At 71.4% G+C, this 21,047-nt stretch carries 18 protein-coding genes and 1 tRNA gene; 13 read left to right on the forward strand and 6 right to left on the reverse strand.

The genetic code is table 11. The annotated features are described in order from the left end of the window. Positions 1 to 65: 65 nt before the first annotated feature. Complete coding sequence (locus OG439_RS29525; RefSeq protein WP_326944057.1) at positions 66 to 1,925, forward strand: AMP-dependent synthetase/ligase; 1,860 nt, start codon at positions 66 to 68, stop codon at positions 1,923 to 1,925. 87 nt (positions 1,926 to 2,012) lie between these two features. Here OG439_RS29525 and OG439_RS29530 read toward each other — a convergent pair whose 3' ends face one another. Further along, entirely contained in the window at positions 2,013 to 2,909 is an 897-nt protein-coding gene (locus OG439_RS29530; RefSeq protein ID WP_247056950.1) for an SDR family NAD(P)-dependent oxidoreductase, read from the reverse strand. 384 nt (positions 2,910 to 3,293) lie between these two features. On the opposite strand from OG439_RS29530, the gene OG439_RS29535 reads away from it, so the two are divergent. Further along, a complete protein-coding gene (locus OG439_RS29535) occupies positions 3,294 to 4,502 on the forward strand; it encodes an MFS transporter (protein ID WP_326944058.1) in 1,209 nt (402 codons plus the stop codon). 363 nt (positions 4,503 to 4,865) lie between these two features. Further along, on the forward strand, positions 4,866 to 6,266 hold the full coding sequence (locus OG439_RS29540; RefSeq protein WP_442788286.1) for a GGDEF domain-containing protein: 1,401 nt from the start codon (positions 4,866 to 4,868) through the stop codon (positions 6,264 to 6,266). Between the two features lie 355 nt (positions 6,267 to 6,621). Here the strand turns inward: OG439_RS29540 and OG439_RS29545 are convergent, their stop codons facing one another. After that, positions 6,622 to 7,479 (reverse strand): hypothetical protein, encoded by an 858-nt coding sequence (locus OG439_RS29545; protein WP_326944060.1) that lies wholly within the window; start codon positions 7,477 to 7,479, stop codon positions 6,622 to 6,624. A 153-nt stretch (positions 7,480 to 7,632) separates the two neighbouring features. On the opposite strand from OG439_RS29545, the gene OG439_RS29550 reads away from it, so the two are divergent. From OG439_RS29550 to OG439_RS29560, 3 genes are all read left to right on the forward strand, one after another. Next, positions 7,633 to 9,786: a phospholipase gene (locus OG439_RS29550; RefSeq protein ID WP_326944061.1), complete on the forward strand. Its 2,154-nt coding sequence runs from the start codon at positions 7,633 to 7,635 to the stop codon at positions 9,784 to 9,786. A 339-nt stretch (positions 9,787 to 10,125) separates the two neighbouring features. Beyond that, positions 10,126 to 11,775, forward strand: coding sequence for an LCP family protein (locus OG439_RS29555; protein ID WP_442792231.1), 1,650 nt, complete (start codon positions 10,126 to 10,128; stop codon positions 11,773 to 11,775). 202 nt (positions 11,776 to 11,977) lie between these two features. After that, the gene (locus OG439_RS29560; RefSeq protein ID WP_326944062.1) at positions 11,978 to 12,448 is read left to right on the forward strand and encodes a helix-turn-helix transcriptional regulator; all 471 of its coding nucleotides are present in this window, start codon (positions 11,978 to 11,980) and stop codon (positions 12,446 to 12,448) included. Between the two features lie 64 nt (positions 12,449 to 12,512). Here the strand turns inward: OG439_RS29560 and OG439_RS29565 are convergent, their stop codons facing one another. Next, complete coding sequence (locus OG439_RS29565; RefSeq protein WP_326944063.1) at positions 12,513 to 13,970, reverse strand: flavin-containing monooxygenase; 1,458 nt, start codon at positions 13,968 to 13,970, stop codon at positions 12,513 to 12,515. Between the two features lie 116 nt (positions 13,971 to 14,086). Here OG439_RS29565 and OG439_RS29570 point away from each other — a divergent pair, with 116 nt between their 5' ends. Further along, entirely contained in the window at positions 14,087 to 14,644 is a 558-nt protein-coding gene (locus tag OG439_RS29570) for a TetR/AcrR family transcriptional regulator (RefSeq protein WP_247063615.1), read from the forward strand. Between the two features lie 217 nt (positions 14,645 to 14,861). After that, positions 14,862 to 15,299: a hypothetical protein gene (locus tag OG439_RS29575; protein WP_326951644.1), complete on the forward strand. Its 438-nt coding sequence runs from the start codon at positions 14,862 to 14,864 to the stop codon at positions 15,297 to 15,299. Position 15,300: 1 nt separating this feature from the next. On the opposite strand, the gene OG439_RS29580 is transcribed toward OG439_RS29575, so the two are convergent. After that, entirely contained in the window at positions 15,301 to 15,522 is a 222-nt protein-coding gene (locus OG439_RS29580) for a DUF3618 domain-containing protein (protein WP_326944064.1), read from the reverse strand. Between the two features lie 121 nt (positions 15,523 to 15,643). Here OG439_RS29580 and OG439_RS29585 point away from each other — a divergent pair. From OG439_RS29585 to OG439_RS29595, 3 genes are all read left to right on the forward strand, one after another. Next, positions 15,644 to 15,717, forward strand: a tRNA-Leu gene (locus OG439_RS29585). 169 nt (positions 15,718 to 15,886) lie between these two features. After that, positions 15,887 to 16,144, forward strand: a complete 258-nt coding sequence (locus tag OG439_RS29590) for a hypothetical protein (RefSeq protein WP_326944065.1) — start codon at positions 15,887 to 15,889, stop codon at positions 16,142 to 16,144. Positions 16,145 to 16,198: 54 nt separating this feature from the next. Beyond that, positions 16,199 to 16,978 (forward strand): hypothetical protein, encoded by a 780-nt coding sequence (locus OG439_RS29595; RefSeq protein ID WP_326944066.1) that lies wholly within the window; start codon positions 16,199 to 16,201, stop codon positions 16,976 to 16,978. A gap of 24 nt (positions 16,979 to 17,002) precedes the next feature. Here OG439_RS29595 and OG439_RS29600 read toward each other — a convergent pair whose 3' ends face one another. Next, positions 17,003 to 17,953 (reverse strand): NAD(P)H-binding protein, encoded by a 951-nt coding sequence (locus OG439_RS29600; RefSeq protein WP_326944067.1) that lies wholly within the window; start codon positions 17,951 to 17,953, stop codon positions 17,003 to 17,005. 70 nt (positions 17,954 to 18,023) lie between these two features. Here OG439_RS29600 and OG439_RS29605 point away from each other — a divergent pair, with 70 nt between their 5' ends. Next, complete coding sequence (locus tag OG439_RS29605) at positions 18,024 to 18,944, forward strand: helix-turn-helix domain-containing protein (protein ID WP_326944068.1); 921 nt, start codon at positions 18,024 to 18,026, stop codon at positions 18,942 to 18,944. Here OG439_RS29605 and OG439_RS29610 read toward each other — a convergent pair. Continuing rightward, the gene (locus OG439_RS29610; protein ID WP_326944069.1) at positions 18,938 to 20,020 is read right to left on the reverse strand and encodes an aldo/keto reductase; all 1,083 of its coding nucleotides are present in this window, start codon (positions 20,018 to 20,020) and stop codon (positions 18,938 to 18,940) included. The two genes, OG439_RS29605 and OG439_RS29610, sit on opposite strands and share 7 nt — an antisense overlap. Positions 20,021 to 20,140: 120 nt before the next feature. Between OG439_RS29610 and OG439_RS29615 the strand changes: the two genes are divergently transcribed. Continuing rightward, on the forward strand, positions 20,141 to 21,022 hold the full coding sequence (locus OG439_RS29615; RefSeq protein WP_326951645.1) for an AraC family transcriptional regulator: 882 nt from the start codon (positions 20,141 to 20,143) through the stop codon (positions 21,020 to 21,022). Positions 21,023 to 21,047: the final 25 nt, after the last annotated feature.

A 21,047-nucleotide genomic window follows, 5' to 3' on the forward strand; every position in this document is an offset into this window, starting at 1 on the left:
GCGATTCTCTATCCACCAGCCTGCGGAGCCCCTAAAGTGTGGCCATCCGGACCACCAGGAGGCCAGTGTTGACCACCCCGTCCGTCGCCGAGCAGACCGAAGGTCAGACGATCCCGCGCCTGCTGCACCGCAACGCGGTCACCTACCCCGACCTGCCGGCGATCACTTCGCTCGACATCGAGGGGCAGCCGACGCTCAGCTGGCTGGAGTTCCGCACCGCGATCGCCGAGGTGTCCCGCGGCCTGGCCGGGCTCGGGCTCGCCCCGCGCGACCGGCTGCTGATCATGGCGCCCGGCTGCCCGGACCACATCATCACCGACCTCGCCGCGGCGCACCTGTCGGCGATCCCGTGCACGGCGTACGCCACGCTCAGCCCGGACCAGATCCGGTTCGTCGCGCTGCACAGCGCGGCGCCGGTCGTCGTGCTCGGCGGTGAGACCGAGCTGGCCCGCTGGCGAACGGTGCTCGACGACCTCCCCGCGCTGCGCCACATCGTCGTGATGGACGAGACGGCGATCCCGGAAGGTGACGACCGGTTCGTCTCCCTGGCCGACCTCCGGGCGCGCGGCCGGGACGCGCTGGCCGCCGACCCCGAGGTCTTCGAGCAGTCCTGGCAGGGCATCCGGCCCGACGACCCACTGTCGATGATCTACACCTCGGGCACCACCGGTGACCCCAAGGGCGTCGTGCTGTCCCACCGCAACGCGATCCACCAGGCGTACGCGGTGACGGAGCTGCACCACCCGCCGATGCACGCGACGAACATCGCGTACCTGCCGCTCGCGCACATCGCCGAGCGGGAGCTGTCGGTCTACCTGCCGATCGTCTGGGCCGGGCACGTGCACACGCTCGCCGACCCGTCCGGCGTGGTCGGCGCGCTCGGCAAGGTGCACCCGCAGAGCTTCTTCGGCGTCCCGCGCGTGTGGGAGAAGATGGTCGCCGGGCTGAAGAACATGCTCGGCGGCGTGCCGGAAGACCGGCGTGCGGCGTTGCTCGCGGCGAACGAGCTGCTGCAGCAGGGCTACAAGCTGCGCAGCGCCGGCAAGGAGGTCCCGCCGGAGCTGGCCGAGCGGATCAAGCAGACCGACGCGGCCGCCCTCGCGCCGGTGCGGGCGCTGCTCGGGCTGGACCAGGTGCTCGTCGCCTCCAGCGGCGCGGCCGCGCTGCCGGTGGAGATCATCTACTTCCTGGCCGGTCTCGGCATCGAGATCGCCGAGGTCTGGGGCCTGTCCGAGACGACCGGCGCGGCGACGTCGAACTCGGGCACCGCGTTCCGCGCGGGCAGCGTCGGCAAGCCGCTCGCCGACGTCGATGTGCGTGTCGCCGACGACGGTGAGCTGCTGGTCCGCGGCCCGATCGTCTTCCTCGGCTACCTGCAGGAGGACGGCACGATCGCCGACGCGACCGACGCCGAGGGCTGGTACGCCACCGGCGACATCGGCACGATCGACGAAGACGGCTTCGTGACGATCACCGACCGCAAGAAGGAACTGATCATCACGTCGAGCGGCAAGAACATCGCCCCGACGCGGATCGAGGGCCTGCTCAAGGAGCACCCGCTGATCGGCCAGGCCGTCGCGATCGGCGACGACCGGCCCTACGTCACGGCGCTGCTCGTCATCGACGACGAGATCGCGCCCGGCTGGGCCGCGGCCAACGGCGTCGACGCGAAGCCGGACGAGCTGGCCGACCACCCGGCGGTGCGCGCGGAGCTGGAGCGCGCCGTCGAGTCGGCCAACAGCCGGCTGGCGCGGATCGAGCAGATCAAGCGCTACCACGTGCTGCCGAAGACGTGGACGCCCGAGTCGGGCGAGCTGACCCCGACGTTGAAGCTCAAGCGCCGCATCATCAACGACCGCTACTCGGCCGACATCGAGGCGCTCTACGCCGCCGCCCGCAACCCGGAACCCGCCGCCGGCTCCTAGAACCTCACTTTCGCTAGGAAAGATGCGTCCAGAGGGCCTTCGGACGCATCTTTCCTAGCGAAAGCTCAGCTTTGGAATGCAAAGTGGTCAGGCGGTGCGGGGCGAGGTGTCGGTCCACTTGCGCAGCCGCGGCGGGACGCGCTTCTCGAGGCCGTAGTTCTCCAGGTGCGCGCTGAAGACCTCGTCGAACGCCTTCTGCACCGTCTCGGTGTCCCACACCGGGCGCTCCAGGATCGGCTGCTTGAGGAACGGCTGGCCCATGACGTGCAGCTGCGGGCCGTTGCAGCGGATCATCTGGCCGGTGATGCCGTCCGAGCCCTCGCCGAGCAGGAACAGCACCACCGGCGCGATCCGCGACGGCGTGCGGTCCGGCGGGCAGGCACGCAGGGAGCGTTCGGACTTCCACACCATGCGCGTGTGCGCGAGCGGGCAGACGGCGTTGACGCGGATGCCGACGTCTTCGAGGTCCAGCGCCCACGAGTAGGTCAGGGACGCGACCGCGCCCTTGCTCGCGGCGTAGACGCCGAGCTTGCGCTGGCCGAGCGAGGCGCCGGAGGAGATGTTGACGATCGAGCCGCCGGTGCCCGCGTCGACCATCGCCTTGATCGCGGCGAGGCCGGTGTTGACGACGCCCAGGACGTTGACCTGGACCAGCTCGCGGGCCTGCTCGGCGTCGTCCTCCCAGGGCAGCGCCTCGTAGTTCAGCCCGGCGTTGTTGACGAGCCCGTCGATGCCGCCGAACTCCTTGACGCAGCAGTCGATGATCTCCTGCGCCTCGCCGGCGTCGGCCACGCTGTGCCCGCTGGCCACGGCCCGGCCGCCGTGGTCCCGGATGGTCCGGGCGGTCCGCTCGGCGAGCTCGACGTCGATGTCGTTGACGACCACCGCGCCGCCGGCCCGCGCGATGTGCACCGCGAACGCCTCGCCCAGCCCCCGCCCGGCGCCGGTCACCACGACCGCCTTGCCCTGCATCAAGTCGTCCATCGTCATCTCCCCGATCTGCGGCGCCGTCGGCGCGGCGGCCCGTCCACCCCGGCCGGTCCTGGCTCCAGTCTTCGCCCGTTCGGCCCAACGGAGCATCGCCGCGACGACGAGCGGCCGCTGCCCTGCGCCGAGCGAGTCCGGTTCGATCAGCCCGGAGATACCCGCGCACCGGTCACGGCCACCGTCCGCCGCCGGTCAGGCGGTGTAACCCGATCGGTTCGAGGAGGCGGTACCGCGTCGTTGCGCCTACGTCGGCGAGTAGCCGACGGCATACTGTTAGTGGTCCCGGGAGCGCGGGTGTGACGCCCCCGGACCGGTTCGTCACTGACGAGGCACAATGCGGGGCGATCCATATTCACTCGATCGGGGGACGGTGGTCAGAAGGTGACGACGCGCGCGACACCCCGGTTCCGGGCCGTCCTCGCCAACCGCGAGTTCCGCGCGCTGTGGTTCGCCGAGACGCAGTCGATGCTGGGCGACCAGCTCACCATCGTCGCGCTGGCCATCCTCGTGTTCGACCGGACCGGGTCGCCGCTGCTCTCGGCCGTCGTCTACTCACTGACGTTCCTGCCCGCGCTCGCCGGCGGCCTTGGCCTGTCCCAGCTCGCCGACCGCTTCCCGCGGCGGGCGGTGCTGGCCGCCGGGTCGCTCGCGCAGGCCGTGCTGATCGGCCTGATGGCCGTCCCCGGCCTGCCGATGGGCTGGCTGTTCGTGCTGTTCGTCCTCGCCCGGCTGGCGAACGCGCCGGGCAACGCCGCGCAGAACGCGCTCGGCCGGGAGATCTTCACCGACGACGACGTCTACCTGCAGAGCCAGGACCTGCGCGGGATCACCAACAACACGGCCATGCTGGGCGGCCTCGCCGTCGGCGGCCTGCTGGTGACGACGATCGGCACGTCGTGGGCGCTGGCGATCGACGCGCTGACGTTCCTGGTCGCCGCGGCCGCGGTTCAGCTGCTGGTGCTGCGCCGCCCGGCCGCCGGCGACGGCGGCGCCCCGTGGTTCGGCGCCATCCGGCAGGTTTTCGGCGACGAACGGCTGCGGGTGCTGCTCTACCTGTCCTGGCTGGTCGGGCTGGCGGTCATCCCGGAGGGCCTCGCCGCGCCGCTCGCCGCGCAACTGGGCACGGGTGAACAAGCCGTCGGCTGGCTGCTGGCCGCCGACCCGCTGGGCTTCGTGGTCGGCACGTTCGTGCTGTCGCGGTTCGTCTCGACGGAACGCCGCCGCAAGCTGCTGGGGGTGCTGGCCGCGCTGCCGCTGGCCGCGCTGGCGGCCTTCGCGCTGCGGCCGGGGCTGGCGACCGCGCTGGTCCTGCTGGCGCTGGCGGGGGCGACGGGTGCCTACGTCATCACGGTGTCGGCCACGTTCATCACGTGGGTCCCCAACGACATCCGCGGCAGCGCCGGCGGGCTGTACCGGACCGGGCTGCGGGTCGCCCAGGGGCTGGGCGTCGGGATCGGCGGGCTGGTCGCGCAGTGGGTCGGCTCCGCGAACACGACGATCGCGCTCGCCGGTGCGGTGGGCCTGCTGCTGGCCGTCCCGGTCGCGCTCGCCTGGCGCCGGGTCGACGGGCCGGAACCACCGCCGTCATGAGCCGGGGGGAAAGGTCTGGTTTCAGAGGTCACGGTTCGCCATCGGAAGCCACCTCTCCGTGAAGTCAAGATCGTGAATGGGATTCGCACTCGTCACAGGTCGCGGTTGCGCACGGGAGCCACCTCTCGGAGTAATCAAGGGACGACAATTAGCCGACGGATCAGAGATCGCGGTTGCTCAACGGTGCCACCTCCGTGTGGGGAGCCTGAAGATGCTTTTGGGCCGCGTTCCCGGCGGATACGACGGGGACCCGGCAGTTCCGTTGCTGTCGGATGATACCCGGCGGCGGAATGCGTGAACCACTCTGGCAGGTACCGATGAGATTACTCAAGACCCCAAGTAGGCTGGAAAGGAGGTGACCAATTGCATCCCGGACCAGACGACGCCCCGACCGCAGGCCGCCGCGCACCGCGGCCCGCGTCGTCGCGCGCGGAACCGGACCAGGTGGCGACCACTACCAGTGGTCCATCCGGGACACTCCGGCGCGACCACCCGTACTCGCCGCGCAACTGGGCGCTCTGGCGCCGCCGTCCGCGGGTGGTCGCCTTCATCCTCGCCAGCGAAGCGATCGCCGTCGCCGTCCTCGCTTTTTCGCTCACCCGTTCCCCGGCATTGGTGCCGCGCGACTGGATCAATTTCGCGATTCTCGCCGCCGGCGCCACCATTCACATCCAGCTGACCCAGCGGCAGGAAGAAAGACGCCGGAACCGCAAAAAGACGGTCCTCATCGACCTCACCGCGGTGTGGACCTTTTCGGCGGCGATGATCCTTCCCCCGCTGTTGATTCTGCTGGTCATCTTCGTCATCCGGCTGCAGCACTGGTTCATCGCCCGGCGACCGGCGCACAACTTCATTTTCTCGTCGCTCACGCACGGCCTCGCGGGGGTGCTCGCGCACCTCACCTACGTCGCGCTCGGACCGCACCTGCTGGGCCTCGGCTGGGGCGACTTCCTGTACGAGTTCGCCACGATCGTCATCACCGGCGCGATCTACGAGGCGATCCAGATCGTCTACGTCGGCGGGGCGCTCGCGCTCGGCATGTCGTCGGAGCCCACGGTTCGCAACGTCCTCGGCAGCCCGGCCGACAACATGCTCGAAGCGATCACCATCGGCCTCGGCGCGGTGACCGCGATCCTGCTGGCGGTGGTGCCACCGATGGTCGCGGTGATGGCCGTGGTGACGGTCGTGTTCAATCGCCTGGCCGAACTCGACCAGCTGCAGAACGACGTACGGACGGATCCGAAAACCGGCATTCTCAACATGCGCGGCTGGTCGGAGACGGCGGAGCGCGCACTGGAACGGACCGCGCGTTCGAGTGATCAGCTGGCGCTCCTGATGGTCGATCTCGACCACTTCAAGTGGATTAACGACACCTATGGACACCCGGCGGGTGACGACGTGCTGCGCACTGTTGCGCAAACCCTCGACGAGGTGACCAGACCGAGTGACTCGGTAGGCCGTTTCGGCGGCGAGGAATTCCTCATTCTGCTACCGGACATCGACGAAGAGGCCACGCACGACGCCGCCGAGCGCATCCGCATCGCGATCGCCAAGCTGCACATCGTGACCACCGACAAGCGCGGCGACCCGGCCACGATCGCCGACCGCACGACGTCGATCGGCGTGGCCCGGTACCCGCGGCACGGTGACACGCTCGACCGGCTCCTGCAGGCAGCCGACGCGGCGGTCTACCGGGCCAAGGAAAGCGGCCGCGACCAGGTGAGCTTCGCCCCGGACACCCCGGACGAGCTACCCGCGTCCTGACGGCCGGGCGCCCAGCCGGACCGTGAGCCGGGCCGTCACCAGCACCTCCGCCGTCGTCCCCGGCGCCGCCGGGTGAGCCGCAGCCGCTCGCCGCGGTAGCCCGCGGACTCCAGGCGCAGCACCCGGGCGCGTTCACCGGATTCCGGGAGAGGGGGTCGCCGCGCAGAGGTCCCCTCCTCAGCCGACCACCGGGACAAGCCACGCGGCCGCGACCCTCAGGGCGACTGGCCCCGCCCGCGCAACCGCACCAACTCGCGACGCCGAGCCACCTGCGGAGCCCCGAGCCGCGGAGCGACCGGCGCAACCGCACACCTCCGCGTCAAGCCGACCGGCCCGCGCCAACCGTTCTCGCCCCTCAACCGCCCAGCCGGACCGTCAGCTGGGCCTTCACCAGCACCTCCGCCGTCGTCCCCGGCGCCGCCGGGGTGAGCCGCAGCCGCTCGCCGCGGTAACCCGCGGACTCCAGGCGCAGCACCCGGGCGCCCGGGGCCGGGCGTGGGTGGCACCAGTGGCGGACCGGGCCTGTACCGGCCGGGTCCTTCGCCAGGATCAGGTACTCGAACCCGAGGTCGTCGGTCACCCGGCCGAGGCCGTTCCACCACAGCGCCCGCAGCGTCGGCCCGGGCGCCAGCTCCACCGGCGGGTCCGCATCGACGTCGACGCGGAACCCGCTCGAGCCCACGCGGATCCCGCGGACCTCGAGGATCGCCCCGCCCTTCGGCGCCGCCGGCTCGCCGGGAAGCCGGTCGGCGCGGGGCAGCAGCGCGGCGACCGTCAGCTCGGCCGCACGCCGGCCGTCCTCCCCCGCCGGCACCAGCGGCACGCCGCGCAACGAAGCACCGAGAACGCCGTGGCCCATGACCTCGGCCCAGGCCAGCGCGGCACACCGCAGCCCGGGCTCGGCCCGCAGCCGGTCGGTCACCGGGCCGGCGCCGCAGCGGGAAGCCCGCACCAGCCGGGCCGCTTCCGGCGGCCCGGCGCCGAAGAAGCCGGTCGCCGCCCGGCCGAGCGCCCGCACCTGGTCGGCCAGCACCACGCGCGCGACCTCCCCGGGACAGCCGCGGGCGAGCGACGCCGGCTCCACGCTCCGCAGCGCCCGGGCGAGCACCCGGACGTCGGGATCCCGCGGTTCCCGCAGGGACGCGCCGGGGGCGAGCCGGCGCAGCGCGCGCACGGTGTTCTCCACCGGCACCCGCCGATCGGTCGAGCACACCGGACGTCCTCCTGGTCACCGCGCCCCGCCCCGAGTCTGCGCACCGCGGCCCGGCCGCGGGAGGCGAGAACGGGCAGCCGATGGGGCAACCCCACCGCGCACCCGGGGGTTAGCCCCGTGTCGGCCCGGCGGCGGGGCTGGCACCCTTGTCCCATGCCAGCCCCGACCGAGCCGCCGCGTGTCCGCCGACCCTGGTCGACGTCCGGCTGGCTGCTGCTGGTGCTGCTGGTGGTGTTCGCGTTCGGGCTGATCGCCTCGCGCCCGCCGTCGCCACCCGACCAGGGACCGCCCACCGGCGACGTCCTCGCCGCGCAGAACGCGATCGAGGCCCTGGTCCACCCCGGCCCGCACCCGGACGCGCTGGCGTTGCTGCCCAAGGACTTCACCGCGCTCAGCGGCGTCACGCCGGGTTCGATGCCGGCCCGCGACGGCACGGTCCGCGCGGTGCACGTCGACGGCGGCTGCTCGACGCCGTGGGGCGACGACAACACCAAGTGGGACTACGCGGTGCCGTGCAAGGCGCACGACCTCGGGTACGACCTGCTGCGCTACGCCGACCGCAAGGGCCACCCGCTCGGCCCGGAGGTCCGCGAAGCGCTCGACAGCCGGCTGTCCTACGACATGCACCACGCCTGCGACCTCAACCCGATGGACTCGGCGGGCACCTGCCGGGTCGTCGCGTCGTTCTACTCGGCCGGGCTGGTCGTCAACTCGTGGCACCAGCGCTGGGGCCCGCCGGTCGGCGACCCGATCGGCCCGATGGTCGCCGGCGTGCTCGTGATCGCCTGCCTGCTGGTGTTCCGGCTGCGCGGCTGGCACTACGCCCGCCGCGTGACGCCCACGCCGCGGCCCGCGACCGCACCCGCGACGGTGAGCCGCTGGGCGTTGCTCGGCGCCGGCGGGGTCGTCCTGCTGCTGCTCGGCGAGTCCGTGACGGCGCTCGCGGACTGGGCCGGGGCGCCCGAACGGGCGTTGTGGCCGCTGACCTGGCTCGCCCAGCTCGCGCCGTTGATCTTCTTCGCCGGCGGGCACGCCAACGCGGCCGGCTGGCGCGCCGAGCAGGAGACGGGCGGCGACTACCGCCACTACCTGGCCGAGCGCGCCAGCCCGCTGCTGCGCCCGGCGCTGATCTTCGCCGTCGTCGCGCTGCTGACGCCGCTCGCGCTGGAACTGCTCGGCATCCCGGCGGGCACCACGGCGACGGTGATGCGGATCGCGTTGCACCCGCTCTGGCTGCTCGGCGTCTACCTGCTGACGATCGTCTGCGCGCCGCCGCTGCTGGCGCTGCACCGCCGCGCCCCGGTGATGGCGGCCGCCGGCCTGCTCGCGCTGGTCGTCGGCGGCGAACTGGCCGCGAACTGGACCGGCTCGCCGCAACCCCGCTACGCGGCGACGTTCGCCCTCGCGCTCCTCGCCCAGCAACTCGCCTTCGCGCACGCCGACGGCGTACGGCCGTCACGACGTCTTCTCGGCTTCGCGGCCTTCGCCGGTGTCGCGGCCCTCGCCGTGGTGAGCGTCGTCCGAGGCGGGCCGCCGCTGCTGCTCGGCAGCCCGGGCGCGCCGGCCGCGTTCTCGGCGCCGCCGTGGGGCGTGCTGCTGCTCGGGGTGACCCAGCTGAGCCTGCTCGGGCTGCTGGCCGGCCCGCTGTCACGGCTCGGCTCCCGGGCCCGCGTCACCGCGGTGAGCCGGCTCGTCGTGCGCGCGCCGATGAGCCTCTACCTGGCGTTCCTCGCCGGGATGCTGCTGCTGGTGGCGCTCGTCTACCTGCCGGGCCGGATCGCCGACGGGCTGACGTGGCTGGTCCGGCCGCGCACGCTGGTCGCGGTCGGGTTGCTCGCGGTGCCGGGGGCGCTGGTGTTCTGGTGGTTCGAGCGGCACACGCACGGCGCCGGCCACCCGCGCGCGGCGGAGCTCCCCGGCCGCCGGACGGCCGTGCTGACCAGGGCCGCGGCGGCGCTGGGCATCGGCTACGCGACGCTCGGGGTGTTCGGCTTCGCCCTGACGCGCTTCGGCGGCGTCGCGGCGGACGCGGACATCCTCGGCCTGCGGCTCGACCCGATCCAGAGCCTGGTGCACCTGCTGCTCGGGGTGTTCCTGCTGCACACGATCCGGATCGGCGCGAGCGCGGCGACGGGCACTTGGCTGGCCACGGCGCTGGCCTGCGCGCCCTCCCTGCTCTTCGCGGCCGACGGCGGCACCCCGGGCCTGCTGGGCGTGACGCTCCACGCGGCCACGGCGGTGTTCGCCCTGCTGGCCACGGCGGGAACGCTGCTCCCGGCGCGCCGGGCCGCCAACGCGGCCCCCTGAACCCGTCCGAAGGCCGAGCTTTCCCTGGGAAAGATGCGTCCGAGGGCCCCCGCGACGCATCTTTCCTGGCGAAAGCTCGGCCTCGCGTTCACTCGTCCGTGGGACACCGGCACCCTTCTGGGGCACCCCGCGCAGACCGGTTCGCCCAGCTCTTCGCGGCGGCCACTCCGGCGTCCGGCGAAGGCAGTGGCCTGACCAGGCGAAACCGGCAGGCCTGCGGGAAAATGGGTGGTGCACGCCACATCCACAGGGGGATGTGTAACGCTACGGCAACCAGGGGAAGGCACCATGCGTCCCATCCTGTAGCCCTACAGATCTGAGCAGTGAGGAGGCGCCCGCGTGGATCACCCGCCTCGGAACGGGCAAGGCGACCGCCGCCCCGCCCGGCCCTGGCAGGACGAGCCAGGACGAGCCGACGCTCGCCGTGGCACGCCGCCTCCTCGCCGTCCCGCACCTCGCCGTGAACCGGTGGACGCCCGCCGCGCGCCACCGCCGAAGCGGCCGGCGCCGCGGGCCCGCCGCAACTCCTTCCGGGGCGCGAAGATCGCGCTGACCGTCGTCTCGCTGCTGGTGATGGGCCTGACCGGGTACGCGTGGGCCGCCATGCAGGGCCTGGTCAACGGCCTCAACTACGCGAACGTGATCAGCAACGACGCCGGTGGCGACAAGCCCGCCGACGGCGCGCGCGACATCCTGCTCGTCGGCCTGGACAGCCGCACCGACGCCCAGGGCAACCCGCTCTCGCGCGAGGTGCTCGACCAGCTGCGGGCCGGCGACTCCGACGGCGAGCTGAACACCGACTCGCTGATCTTCGTGCACATCCCGAACGACGGCAGCAAGGCCGTGGCGATCTCGCTGCCGCGTGACACCTACGTCGACATCCCCGGCGGCTACGGCAAGCACAAGATCAACTCCGCGTACGCCCGCGCGATGCTGTCGGCCCGCAAGGACCTGCAGAAGCAGGGCCTCACCGACCCCAAGCAGCTCGACGTCCAGGCCAACCAGGCCGGGGCGAAGGAGCTGATCCAGACCGTCGAGAAGCTCACCGGGTCGACCATCGACAACTACGCCGCGGTCAACCTGCTCGGCTTCAGCGAGATCACCACGGCCATCGGCGGCGTCGACGTCTGCCTGAACAACACCGTCAAGGACGAGTACTCCGGCGCGAACTTCACCAAGGGCCAGCACACGATCTCCGGCGTCGAGGCGCTCGAGTTCGTCCGCCAGCGCCACGGCCTGCCCAACGGCGACCTCGACCGGGTCGTCCGGCAGCAGGTGTTCATGGCCGGCATGGCCCGCAAGGTGCTCTCGGCCGGCACGCTGACGAACCCGGGCAAGCTCAGCGACCTGATCGACGCGATCAAGAAGTCGGTCGTGCTCAACCAGAACTGGGACATCTTCGGGTTCGCCCAGCAGATGAAGGGCCTGACCGGCGGCCAGCTCGAGTTCCGCACCATCCCGGTGAAGAACATCGACTACAAGACCCCCGAAGACGGCTCGGCCATCCAGGTCGACCCGGCCGAGGTGAAGAACTTCGTCCAGGGCCTCGCCGGGCCGCAGCCGGGCGCGACGACGCCCACGCCGCAGGTCGACAGCGCGAACAAGGCGACCAAGGTCGACGTCCGCAACGCCTCCGGCAAGACCGGCCTGGCCGCGACCGTCGCCAAGGCCCTCGAGGCCAAGGGCTTCACCGCGGGCGACACGGCGAACTCGGCCGCGCGCAAGACCACGGTGATCTGGGTGCCGAAGGGCGGCAAAGACACCGGCCAGGCCGTCGCGGACACCCTCGGCGGCTCGCCGACGGTCCAGGAGGACAAGAGCGTCCAGGCCGGGCACGTGACGGTGTTCCTCGGCTCCGACTACAAGGCCCCGAGCACCGACTCGAACGCCGGTTCCAGCGCGGGGGGCGCGACGTCCCAGGCGCCCGCGCCGCCGCCGGCCGACGAGGAGAAGCCCATCACCGCCGAGGGCGTTCCCTGCGTCAACTGAGTCACGGCACCTGCAAATTGCCCGTCGTGGTCATCTGCCGTTAACCCGTTAGGCCTAACTCTCACAATCGGTATCAAAGACATGCCGGAATCCGCGTAATGCGCGGGCACCTGCGCACTTACATACACGTGAGGGTGCACCTGCACGGAAACTGCCACCTCCGTGAAGGTGCCGCGGGAGGAACACGGCAGGGGACATTGATGTGCTGATCGACGCCGAGGACTACCAGCGGATACTCGGAGACGAGCTCCGCAAGCTCAGGCGCAGCCGAGGCTGGACGCGCAAGGAGCTGAACCAGCACCTGCAGAGCGAGATCTCGCTGCAGACGCTGGCCACCTACGAACTGGGCACCAGACAGTGTTCCGTGGTGCGGCTGGTCGAGCTGTGCGTCGCGATGGACGAGCTGCCCCAGGACCTGCTGGCCAAGGTGCACCGGCGGGTGTTCGTCGACGAGCCCGGCCGGGTCCGCGTCGACCTGCGCAAGGTCGTCGCCGACGCGCCGCCCGAACTGCTCCCCCTGCGCCGCTGGGCCGAAGACCGCCTCCGCACGGCCGGCGACCACGGCCCCGGCGAGATCGCCCTCGACCTGCCCGCCCTGGAGCGGATGGCGGAGCTCTGCGAACTGCCCACTGTGGACCTGATCGCCAGCCTCCGCCGCTACGTCTCCCGCTGATCCCCGCCCGGTCGTGAGTGCGTAACAGTGTTCTAACACTGTTACGCACTCACGACCGCGGCCGTCAGTCGACGCGGTAGTCCTCGCGCCGCACCTTTCGCGTGTCGAGCCAGTAGCGCCAGGTGAACCCGGGCCAGATCGTCCGGTTGACGCCTTTCGCGTCCAGGTACCAGCTCTTGCAGCCGCCGCGGGTCCAGATGCCTTTCGCGAGCTTGCGCTGGATCCGCGTGTTGAACCGTTCCTGCACCTCGGCCTTCGGCTCGATCGCCCGGCCGCCCGCGAGCCGCAGCGCCTCGGCGACGTAGGAGATCTGCGCCTCGATCATGAACACCACCGAGTTGTGGCCGAGGCCGGTGTTCGGGCCGAGCAGGAAGAACAGGTTCGGGAAGCCGGCGACGGTGATCCCGAGGTGCGTCCGCATCCCCTCGGTCGCCCACTCCTTGCCGAGGTTGCGCCCGTCGCGGCCGACGATCTCCAGGTCGTCGAAGGCGTCGGAGACGTGGAAGCCGGTGCCGTAGACGATCGCGTCGACCTCGTGCTCGACCCCGGCCGCGTCGACGACGCTGTGCTCACGGACCTCCCGGACGCCGTCGGTCACGACGTCGACGTTGTCTCGCGCGAGCGCCGGGTAGTAGTCGTTCGAGATGAGCACGCGCTTGCAGCCCATGGTGTAGTCCGGCGTGACCTTGCGGCGCAGCGCCGGGTCCTGGATGGCCCGGTCGATGTTGCGCTTGGCCAGGCGCTGGCCGATCTTCATCATCCACGTCTGGCCGTTGAAGCCGATCGCGCGCGCTTCGAGCGTCCAGTAGAGGAAGTTGCGGTAGGCGCGCTGGGCGAGCGGGAACGCCTTGAACAGCGTCCGCGCGCGGCCGGACATCTCGTGGTCGGCCTTCGGCATGATCCACGGCGGCGTGCGCTGGAACAGCGTCAGCTCCCCGACCTCCGGCGCGATCCGCGGCACGAACTGGACGGCGCTGGCGCCGGTGCCGATCACCGCGACCCGCTTGCCGGCGAGGTCGACGTCGTGGCGCCACCGCGCGGAGTGGAACGCCGGGCCCGCGAAGTTCTCGATGCCCGGCAGCTCCGGGATCTGCGGCAGGTGCAGCGCCCCGACGCCCGCGACCAGCGCCTGACCCGCGAACTCGTCGCCGCCCCTCGTGGCGACGTGCCAGCGGTTCTCCTCGCCGTCCCAGCGGGCCCCGGTCATCTCCTGGCCGAAGCGGATGAACCGGCGCAGGTCGTGCTTGTCGGCCACCTCGCGCATGTAGCGCCAGATCTCCGGCTGCGGCGAATACGCCCGCGACCAGCCGGGGTTCTGCTCGAAGGAGAACGAGTACATGTGCGACGGGATGTCGCAGGCGCACCCCGGGTAGCTGTTGTCGCGCCACGTGCCGCCGACGTCGTGCGCCTTCTCGAGGATGACGAAGTCGTCGCGCCCCTCCTTGCGCAGCTGGATCGCCATGCCGAGACCGGAGAACCCGGTTCCGACGATGACGACCCCGGTCTCCGTGCGGTTGCCCATGACCTGCCTCCCGGTTTCCTGTTACCCGTCGTCCAGCTTACTCAGAGTAGGTTACTACCGGTAGAGTGTTGCCCGTGACCACCGCCAAGCGCAAGCGCATGCCCCGGGCCGAGCGGATGCGGCAGATGATCGACGTCGCCGAGCAGGTCTTTTCGGCGCGCGGCTACGCGGCGGCGTCCATGGACGAGATCGCCGAGCTGGTCGGCGTCTCGAAGCCGATGCTCTACGAGTACTTCAACTCGAAGGAAGGCCTGCTCCTGGCCTGCATCCAGGAGTCGCGCGCGGTCCTGCGGGAGGTCACCGAGCAGGCGATGGTGGGCGCGACCAGCGCCGAGGACGCGCTGCGCCGCGGCCTGCTGGCGTTCTTCGTGTTCATCCGGGAGCGGCGGCAGGCCTGGTCACTGCTGCGGCACGAGATGGCGTTGATCGGCACGCCGGCCGCCGACGAGGTCGAGGAGACCCGCCGGCAGCAGACCGACCTCATCGCCGCACTGATGAGCGGCTATTTCACCGGAGACGACGACCTGCAAGCCGAAGCGGCCGCGGAATTCGTCGTCGGAGCCTGCGAGCGGCTCGCTATCTGGTGCGAACGCCACGAAGAAGTGACCCCCGAAATGGCCACCGGGTACGCTATGGACGTCCTCTGGGCTGGACTTCGAGGTCGTGCACGGTAATCTGCTCGTGCATTAGGCCATTCGGTCGTTACTCAGCGCACTTTGCGCTCCGTGTCTTGTGACACAGAGTTGCTCTACGGTATCGATGACACGGTACAAAAGTGTGCTGGGCTTCGCGCGGTCGTGAACAGGGTGGCGGGAACCACGTCATAAGGGCGTGGCAACCGGGTCACGTACGCGTGAGGGCATGCTGGAGAGGGAGAGGGGCGTGAGGCAGATGGTGGAAGCGATCACGGCGACGTACGTCCAACAGGACGCGGACTGGGCGATCACGGTCAGCGGCCAGGGCAAGGAGCTGACCGCCCGGGCACCGGGCATCATCGCCGCGCGGGACCGCGCGGACCAGCTGGTCGAACAGCTGGCCGGCGGCGGCCGGACCACGGTGGTGCACCTGATCAACGGCAGTGCGCTGGACTTCACCAGCGCCTACATGACCGCCCGGCTGACGCTCCCGAAGCTCCCGCCGCTCGAGGTCCCGCCGCCCGGCAGCGTGCCGAAGCAGCAGACCGCCGAGAAGGTCGAGAAGCCGGCCGAGAAGAAGCCGGTGCTGCCGACGGGCAAGCAGCTCCCCAAGGAAGTCGAGGAGCCCAAGCCGGTGGCCGAGCCGGCCCCCGAGGTCGAAACGAAGACCCCGGCCAAGCCGGCCCGCGCCTGAGCTACTTGAGGAGCTTGCGCACCAGCAGGGCGACCACCAGGACACCCGCACCGATCAGCGGGTACTTGACCTTGGGGTTGTCCAGCTTGGCGCGCACGCCGTTCTTGGCCGCGTCCGCGAGCTTCTTCGGGTCGGCCTTGACGGTCAGCTGGTCGAGCGTCGCCGCCAGGGCGGTTCGAGCCTGCTCGATCTCACGCTCGATCGTCTCGGGATCGCGGGCCACGGGTCCTCCTCGCCGCAAGGGACTGCTGGTGGCCAACGTTAGCTGGCCCGCCCCCGGAACCCCGCACCGGCCACGGCCCGGCGTGGCGAAGGCCGCGGCACGCTACGCTTCCGGATGCGCAGGGCCCGTAGCCCAATTGGCAGAGGCACACGGTTTAGGTCCGTGCCAGTGAGAGTTCGAGTCTCTCCGGGCCCACTCGAATCCCCCCGCTCGCTCAGCCGATCGTGACGAACCGATCGGCTCTCGAGTTCACGTCGACGCCTTCCGCCGATCTTCGACCGCATCCTCACTACCCCTCCACGGGTACCCACTGGTACTTTGGTACCGAGAAGGTCGTTCGTATCGCCTCGAGAGGAGTTCGGCCATGGCCACGACGGCGCCGATCAAGGTGGACGCCGCGACCGATGAACTCGTGTCTCACGCAGCTCATTTCCTGTCGCGCTCGAAGAAGGACATCGTCGACGCCGCCGTGCGCGAGTACGTCGACGCTCACCGCGACGAGATCAACACGGGCATCAAAGCCGCACTCGGCCGACTCAACGGCTCCGACGCCGCCGCTGTCTCCCTGCTGACCGGATTCAGCGCCTCCGAGATCGACGACCTCGGCGGCCTGCCGAAGTAGCTCAGCGTGTGCCCATCGGCACCCGCCGCAACCAAGTTCTCTAGCATTTCGATCATGACCCAGGTCCCGGTCGGCGTCCGTCCGACGAAGAGATGCCTGGCCGACCTCGGCCTTTCGGTGCCGGATCTCGGCCACCCACTCGAAGAGCTGGACAACCCGGTCGTCGCGGCCGCGCAGGCGGTCCCGCACCAGCGGGACGCCGGCGGGGCTCGCCGGATCTTGGCTCTGTGCGACCGGGTGTGGTTCAAGGTCAAGACCGCCGATCAGCGAGCCGTCGTCACCCGGCTGCACGACGACGACCTGCCGGACGGACTGCCACGCGACGCCGGCCGGTGGTGGATCGGCGCAGCGGGACGCCGCCAAGCCGACAGCCCCCAGCGCGACTTCTACGAGTCGATCAAGCGCGAGTGCACGGACGGCAAGACCGTCTCGACCGCGCGTCTCCTCCCTGCGGACTGGGATTGGAAGCGCTTCACCGCCGAACAAGCCGTCGCCTGGCGTCGTGAGATGAAGAAAATGGTGCTCCGCCTCATCTCGATGTCGCTCACGACCGGAAAGCTCGCCGTGGCCGAGTTCCGCCACCATCGCGTCAAAGCTCTGGTGCGTCTCGACGAGGACCACGAGGCCTACCTGGCGATCATCGCCGAAGGCATTCCCGACCCGGCGATCTTCGCCCTGCTCCTCGACTGTGTTCCCGGCGTCACGCCGGACGACTGGCAGCCTGAGCCGTCTCCGCTCGCGGAGACGGAATCGGCGCCCGGCGAGATCATCTGGTCGACGCTGCTTCGCTCGGAGGTTGCGAGCGCGATTCTCGACCTCGACACCGCCCGCTGACCTCGCCCCCGGCTCCCCTGAGGCTCAGCCGAGCGTGACGTGCGGTGCCAGCGCCCGCAGGAAGTCCGGGGCGTCGAACAGCTCGCCCGCCGAGGCGACGCCCTTCGTCCTGGTGCGGCCCGTCAGGATCCGCTCCACCGCCTCCACCGCTAGCGGCGCCGTGACCGCGTAGATGTCCCGGCCCCGCGCCGCCATCCGGCGCACCTCGCCGTCGGACCGCACCACGACGTCGACCACGAACGTCTCCGGGGCCCCCACCCGCTCCTGCGCCGCCGACAGGCCCTCGGCCGCCACCGACGTCATGTACGTCGTCACCGACGGGACCGTCAGGTGGCTGGGGATCGTCACGATGTCGGCCATCGTGAACTCGCCCAGCACCGGCTGCGCGCCCAGTGGCTCGGGGAACGGCCACGACAGCTTCGGCAGCGCGTCGTCGTGGTACTCCAGGCGACCGTCCGCGAACCGGATGCGCTTACCGCCGCGCCGCGTGTGGGAGACGCGGCCCGCGGCGAGCGTTCCCGCCGTCGGGTGCCAGCCGCTCAGGCCGTACGCGACGTGGATCTCGTCCGCGCTCGCCCAGTCGCCCATGGCCGCCGTGGCCAGCAGGTCGCCGAGACCGCCGTAGAACGCCATCGCCGGGACGACCACGGTGTCCGCGTCCGCGAAGCGCGCGAAGGTGTCGAGGTTGGCCTCCAGCTCGGCCGCGACGTCCACATAGGGCACGCCCGCCCGCTGCGCCGCCTCGATCACCGGGGCGGCCGTCTCCGCGAAGGGTCCCGCGGTGTTGATCACCGCGGCCACACCCGCCAGCGCACGGTCGAGCGACGCCGGGTCGTCGACCGACGCCGGCCGGCCGCCGGGCAGGCGCGCCGCGTCGCGGCCGGAGAGGATCGGCTCGAAGCCGCGTGCGCGCAGCTCGGCCACCACGAAACGGCCGGTGTGCCCGTAAGCGCCGTAAACCAGTACCGATGTCATGCAGCCATCCTGACGAGCGCGGCGCCGCGCTGACAGTGTCCGGAACGCCATCATGCGTACAATTCCGGACATGAAGACTGTGGCGCTGGCCGCGACCGACGGGATGCTCTCCTTCGAGCTGGCCATCGCGTCGGAGGTCTTCGGCGAGAACCCCCGGTACGACTTCGCCGTCTGCGGCTCGGCACCGGTGCTGGTCGGCCGGTTCCGGCTGGAGCCGGAGCACGGGTTCGACCGGCTGGCGCGCGCCGACACGGTGCTGGTCCCGGGCTGGGCGGACGTCGACATCGCCCCGCCGGCCGACCTGCTCGACGCCGTGCGCGAGGCCCACGCGCGGGGCGCGCGGGTGGCGTCCCTCTGCACCGGTGCGTTCGTGCTGGCCGCCGCCGGCCTGCTCGACGGGCTGCGCGCGACGACCCACTGGGCCCACACCGGCGTGCTGGCCGCGCGCTACCCGGCGGTGACCGTGGACCCGGACGTGCTCTACGTCGACAACGGCAGCGTCCTGACGTCGGCGGGCAAGGCCGCGGCGATGGACCTGTGCCTGCACCTGGTCCGCACCGACCACGGCTCGGCCGTCGCCAACACGATCGCCCGCCGCCTCGTCGTGCCGCCGCACCGCGACGGCGGCCAGGCCCAGTTCGTCCCCGCGCCGGTGCCCGCCCGGGACGACCACCCGCTCACCGAGCTGTTCCCCTGGGCGACCGGACGCCTGGACAGGCCGCTGTCGGTGGACGACCTGGCGCGGCGGGCCGGCATGAGCACCCGCACCCTGACCCGCCACTTCCGGACGGTCACCGGCACGACGCCGCTGCAGTGGCTGCTGACCCAGCGCATCCGCCGCGCGCAGGAGCTGCTGGAGACGTCGAAGAGCAGCGTCGACGCCATCGCGGAGGCGGTCGGCATGGGCACGGCCACGACGTTGCGCCGGCACTTCCACCGCACGGTCGGCGTGGCCCCGGACGCCTACCGCCGGACGTTCCGCGGTCAGTAGCGGACGTCGCTCTGCAGCAGGGGCGGGTAGACCGCCGACGGCTCCCCGTCGACCGTCGTGCCCGCGAACTGCAGCATCGCGCGCTGGGCGCCGCGCATCGGGGCCGGGTAGTCCAGCGTCGGCGCCGAGACGTCGTCCAGCCGGGCGAGCTGGTCCGCCGAAAGGGCGATCTCCAGCGCCGCGAGGTTGCCGGTCAGGTGCTCCAGGCGGCGGGCGCCGACGATCGGGACGACCGTGCCCGGACGGGCGCGCAGCCAGGCCAGGGCCACCGCGGCGGACGTCGTGCCCAGCTCATCCGCGATCGCCGCGACGACATCGATGACGTCGAACTCCGCTTCGCTCGGGCCGCCGACGTACGCCGTGCGGGCCGACTCGGGGGTGCCGGCGCCGCGGCGGTACTTGCCGGACAGGAAGCCGTTCTTCAGCGGGCTCCACGGCGTCAGCGCGATCCCCTGGTCGAGCGCGAAGGGGGCGAGCTCGCCCTCGACGGTGCGGGCCAGCAGCGAGTACTCGACCTGCAGCGCGATCAGCGGCGTCCAGCCCCGCAGCTGCGCGGTCGTCTGGGCCTGCGCGGTGACCCACGCCGGGGTATTGGAGAAGCCGACGTAGCGGATCTTGCCCGCGCGGACCAGGTCGTCGAGGGTCCGCAGGGTCTCCTCGATCGGGGTGTTGCGGTCCCAGTTGTGCAGCCAGTACAGGTCGAGGTAGTCGGTCCGCAGGCGGCGGAGGGTCTGGTCGAGCTGGGCGATGATCGACGCGCGGCCCGCGCCGCCGCCGTTCGGGTCGCCGGGGAACATGTTGCCGAAGAACTTGGACGCCAGCACGACGTGCTGCCGACGCCCGGGCCGCGCGGCGAAGAAGTCGCCGAGGATCTTCTCCGAGTGGCCGTTGGTGTAGAAGTTGGCCGTGTCGACGAAGTTCCCGCCCAGGTCCAGGTAGGACGCGAGGATCTTCTCGGACTCCTCGACGCTGCAGCCGGCGCCGCCCGGGTCCTCGCCGAAGGTCATCGCGCCGAGCGCGAACGGGCTGACGCGCAGTCCGGACCGGCCGAGGGTGACGTAGTGGTCGAGTGACATGAAACGCTCCTTGCGTGTCGGATTACCTGGTACCAGGAAACGCTAAGTGCCAGCTCAGCGGTAGATCGATCCACGCGGCCTCTTGCACGATCCTGCCGACCTTGGTTCCCTTGAGGCATGCTGCTCGCCGAAATCCGCGACCTCATCGCGGCGCACGCCCACGCGGACCTGCGCACCCGCGTACCGGGCCTGCTGTTGTCCAAAGTGGACTCCGCGGAGCCGCACCATTCGCTGACGGAGCCGCTGCTGGTCGTCATGGCGCAGGGCGGCAAGCGGTTGCTCCTGGGCGAGCAGGTGCACGAGTACACGGCCGGGCAGTACCTCCTGGTCACCACGGACCTGCCGGTGACCGGCCACTTCGTGGGCGCGTCACCGCGGACGCCGGCGTTGGGCATGGGCCTGGCCCTGCGGCCCGCGGCCATCGCGCCGCTGCTGCTGGAGACACCGCCGACGCGCTCGCGCGACACGTCGCCGATCGCGATCGGCGACGCCGGCGCCGACCTGCTGGACGCCACCGCGCGGCTGCTGCGCCTGCTCGACCACCCGGCGGACGCGCCGGTGCTCGCGCCGCTGATCGAGCGCGAGATCCTGTGGCGGCTGCTCACCGGCCCGCACGGCGGCCTGCTGCGCCAGATCGGCCTGGCCGACAGCAGCCTGTCGCACGTCAGCCGGGCGATCCGCTGGATCCGCGGCAACTACGCCGAGCCGATGCGCGTCGACGAGCTGGCGCGGCTGACCGGCATGAGCCCGTCGGCGTTCCACCGCCACTTCCGCGCGGTGACGGCGATGAGCCCGCTGCAGTTCCAGAAGCGCATCCGCCTGCAGGAGGCGCGGTCCCTGCTGGTCGCCGGCGCGGGCGACATCGCGGGGGTGGGACACCTCGTGGGGTACGACAGCCCGTCGCAGTTCAACCGCGAGTACCGGCGGTTGTTCGGGGCGCCGCCCGGCCAGGACGCGGCGCGCCTGCGCGAGGCCGCGGCGCCGGCCGCGCAACTGCCCTGACCGCCGATCCGTTCAAGACCGCCGG

The sequence above is a fragment of the Amycolatopsis sp. NBC_01307 genome (assembly GCF_035975215.1).
GTDB lineage: Bacteria > Actinomycetota > Actinomycetes > Mycobacteriales > Pseudonocardiaceae > Amycolatopsis.